This window comes from Streptomyces sp. NPDC042336, from assembly GCF_055581985.1.
Map to the genome: position 1 here is coordinate 1 of NZ_JBVJEA010000079.1, position 4002 is coordinate 4002.

At 63.2% G+C, this 4002-nt stretch carries 1 protein-coding gene and 2 pseudogenes; all 3 read right to left on the minus strand.

All coding sequences use genetic code 11. The features are described 5' to 3' along the window. Positions 1 to 237: 237 nt before the first annotated feature. Positions 238 to 1030, minus strand: a pseudogene (locus ACZ6IM_RS42320) (transposase family protein). A 223-nt stretch (positions 1031 to 1253) separates the two neighbouring features. Further along, the gene (locus ACZ6IM_RS42325; RefSeq protein ID WP_319218641.1) at positions 1254 to 2468 is read right to left on the minus strand and encodes a hypothetical protein; all 1215 of its coding nucleotides are present in this window, start codon (positions 2466 to 2468) and stop codon (positions 1254 to 1256) included. Between the two features lie 324 nt (positions 2469 to 2792). After that, positions 2793 to 3682, minus strand: a pseudogene (locus ACZ6IM_RS42330) (IS110 family transposase); the annotation flags it as partial. Between the last annotated feature and the right edge of the window lie 320 nt (positions 3683 to 4002).

Below are 4002 nucleotides of genomic sequence, written 5' to 3' on the forward strand. Positions count from 1 at the left end.
GGAACGACGCGACGACATACACGAAGCATTCCTCGGCCTCGCCGTCTGCCTGATCACCCACCGCCACGTTCGACGCCTTTGTTAGGACCTCTTAGTGAGCTTCTTCAGAGTGGCCACCAATCGGGTGACGGATGTGTCCGCGGGAGCTGCGCGGTACTGCAGGTCGCGGAGAGCGGTCAGCATCGGGAGACCGCTCACCCTCGGGGGTGGCCGCTGGAGAAGCTCAGTGAACCTCTCTCATCCTGAATACTTGCAGGTCAGGAGTGTGTGGACGGCCTGGACGATGGTGCCGATGCGGCGGGTGGAGCATCTGGCCGCAGCAGCCGCCACGTCTTGAGTTGGGCGAAGGCGCGTTCGCCGGGCGCCCGGAGTCTGGCGTGGTCGCGGTTGAACTGCTGGTAGTGCTCGGGTTGTTCGCGGTGGTGGTAGCACGAGGTGCGGAACGTGGCGCCGGCGCCCTGGTAGGCGCGGTCCGCGAGAACGAGGATCTGCCGGGTCAGGAGGCCTGGACGATGCCGTGGGCACGGGCCGCGGTCAGGTCATGGGTTCTGCCCGGCGTTGCGCGGGAGAACCAGAGCGGTGTGCCGTCGGGACGCGTGATGACCTGCACGTTTATGCGGTGCTTCATCGAGTAATACGGCTCGTCCGCGTGGATCCGGTCAATGGGGATCAGAGTGCCGTCAACGATGACGTGGTCGCCCTCACCGAGCCCGGTGAGGGCTTCATGAAGGCCAGGCACCCAGGAGGCCAGAACGTCCAGGGCCTCGTCCATGTACCGCCAGGCGGTGGCCTGCGATATCCCGAAACCCGCTCCGAGCTGCGAGAACGTCTCGTTCTTACGCAGATACACCAGCGTGAGCAGCGCCTGGTCGAAGCAGCCAAGCTTCCACCAGCGGGTGTTGCGGGTCCGGCGGTGTTCGTACAGCAGCCAGGCGACATGCTCGACGAGCTCGTGCGGAACGTCGAGCGTGGCAGGACACAGAACCAACAGGGCCCCTTCGGTCGCCGGCAGGTTGAGTGGAATCACCACGCCAGCGACGAGGGGCCCTGCCTCGTCACCACACCCGCTGACCAGCCTATTTCACCTTCCAGCACAGGATGAAAGAGGTTCAGTGTGCATTTCAGAACGGCCACGATCGGGTGAAGCCCAGGGCCTACAAGTCGGGCCCGCGCGGTAGCAGGCGCACTGCTTCATCGACGTCATCGACGTACAGGTACTTCTTACTCGATCGGGTAGCGACTGAAGAAGCTCACTACTTCCGGCTCCGCTTGCTCTGCTGTTCGGCATGTTGATGTGACGACGATCCGGCGTACGATGACGGCCCGGCCTGTGACGAGGACCCTGCGGGCGCATATCCCTGGTAATGGGGTAGGTAAAAGGACGCTGGCACCGTGTTCGTCGGATAGCCGACCTCGCTGGAAGACCCACCGACTCGACCCGTCGGATCCTGCACAGCCGAAGCATCCCAGGCAGACATACTTACAAGATACGACAGGGGATTTACGGGAGCGGCGATCGACATATCCCCCATCTCCTGGGACAACCCAGCATCCTGACTGCCGCCAGCCATCTGCCGAGAACCCTTCTTCAGCGCATCTCGGTCGATGAAAAATTTGCCCCTATAGTTTTTGATCACTGGCAGACCCGCCTCCCGCAGCGCATCCGCCTCCAACTCTCCCGCATCAAGCTCGCCGCAGGAGAGCTTGTACAGTCGATGCCGCATATCCTTTTCGAGGGAACTGGCTTTCGATGGCGCCCATTTATTTGGCAGGACTCCCCGATCCCCGATGGCGTCGATTGTTCCGTCGATGCCGTAAAAGTTTCTGACCTTTGCGGCTCTTTCCTGATCTTCAAGAACCTCGCTGGCCTCCTTTTCCGTCATTGCCTCTTCTATGTTAATGATCCACTTGCCGTCTTCGCGTTGAAGTAGGGGTATCTCCGCCTGCTGCAGCGCCTCCGCCTCCCGCCATCCCGCACTCGCCGTGCCGATACTGAGGTCATGCAGCCGCCCTCGCATATACGTTTCGAGGCGACTGAGGCTCGTCGATGGCTGTGAGTTCGGTACGAGTCCCGGTGACACGATGGCCGCAGTTTTTCCGTCGATACCGTAAAATGCCCTGACATTCGCAGCAAGGTCCTGATCTTTTTCCTCCGCGTGAAGCTCCGTTTCTTTGCGTGCCGTTTTTTTGTCAATTTTCCACTTGCCCTTCCCATGTGATGTCAGGGGCAGCTCCGCCTTCTCCAATGCGGCCGCCTCCAACTGCTTCGCAGAGGCGTCGCCGTAGGCGAGGGAGTACAGCCGCTTCCGTAGCCGAAGTTCGGCAGCACTGACGCCCGCGTACCGCCTTGACGGCAGGTATCCCGGGAGTATGATGGGTGATTTTCCGCTTCCGTCTAGGCCGTAGAAGGCGAGGACGGAAGCGGCTCGTTCCTGATCTGGCGGATGTCTAGGCATGAAACTCTCCATGGCAGGTAGCGGACATCGTGATCACACAACGCACCAGACAGTCGTCTGGTTCAAGATTTGGGGAAGTGCCCCTATGCGTTTGGTCAAGGTGGGGGGCCAGGGTGGCGGCATGACGACCTGGTTCCGCACCTACTGCGAGGATGAAAATCTGTGGCTGTACTTCGGGCCGATGACGAGGGCTGGGCGGTGCGTGAGGTTGAGGTCTGGGGGTATGACTCGCGGGTGGTGAGGGCGGCTTCCTTGGCGGAGGTCATGCACTTGCGCGACCACGCTGATCTTGCGTCGATGGGCCGCTATGAACCGCAGTACGGCGTTCTCGGCGAAGGTTCCATGGACGGCTGCGATCAGGATGCGGGCTCCGGTCCTGACGCCGACTCCCGGCATCGAGGTTAGGACCTTCGAAAGAGGGTGGGCCTCCAGCAGTTCCTTGATTCGCCCGGCCCGCAGCGTGCGATGGTCAAGGGCAGCCAGCGAGGCGGCGAGGCTCGGGACGATCAGCGCGGCCGCCTCGGTCCCCGGAATGATGACGGTCTGCTCGTCCAGGGCGGAGAAGGTCCACTGGACCTGTCGCTCGGCCGTCCTGGGCGCTTTCGGTCGCAGCAGGGTGGCCAGGCGCCGCCGTCCGGCCTTGCGTATCTGGGCCGGTGACCCGAACCTTTCGAGCAGCATGAGTACGGCCGGGTGCTGCAACCGCGGCCCAAGGACTCGTTCCAGCGACGGGTGGATCTGGGTCAGGAGGCTGTGTAGCCGGTTCGCGACCCGGGGGGCCTCGTCGGCCAGGTCGTCGTCGAAGCCGACGATCATCTCCAGCTCGGCGATCGTCTCGTCCTCGCCGTCGATGGCACGCAGCGTGTGGGGCATCGCGCGGGCGGCGTCAGCGAGGTGAACGCGTCCCTCGCGTCGGTCTTCGTCTCACCCGGGTAGAGGTCGGCGATCCGCCGCATCGTGAGCCCTGGCAGGAAGACGACCGGGCAGCCCATGTCCCGGGCGACCGCCAGCGGCAGGGCGCCGAACGAGGCCGGCTGGTCGACCACGACCAGCACTGTTCCGTGCTTGGCCTTCAGTTTCGCGAACAGTTCGCGGAGCTTGGGTTCGGTGTTGGGCAGGCGTTTGTCGAACGCCTTCTAGCCGGCCGGAGTGACGGCGGTGGCGTGGTGTTCGCCCTTGCCGACGTCCCGGCCGAGGAAGACGTCGATGTCGCCGGTGTCGATCACGTGCAGGCCTCTCCATCACGCTTTCGTCCGGCCTTGCCAGGGCACCAAGCTGCCACATCCACGTTACGGAGAGCTCCTCCGGCTCGGGTGAAACCGGTGCGCAAGCCCCTCATCAGCGGTCAGTCGATGCCTCCAGGCCCGGTGACACCCCCCCGGATCATGAACAACAAGGGGGAGACGTCATGCCGGACCGAAGGCCGGTAGCCCCATTGCGGAGCCACGAATAAGGTAACTGTGATAGTCGACCTGCGGCCCGGGATGGGTTGCTGCCAGGCTGGCGTCGACGTTCCGGTATGACCCACAAGGTAATTGGCGGCTCG

Excerpts from the sequence above, each read along its gene's own strand:
- ACZ6IM_RS42325 (WP_319218641.1), bottom strand. The coding sequence starts at position 2,468 with ATGGAGAGTTTCATGCCTAGACATCCGCCAGATCAGGAACGAGCCGCT.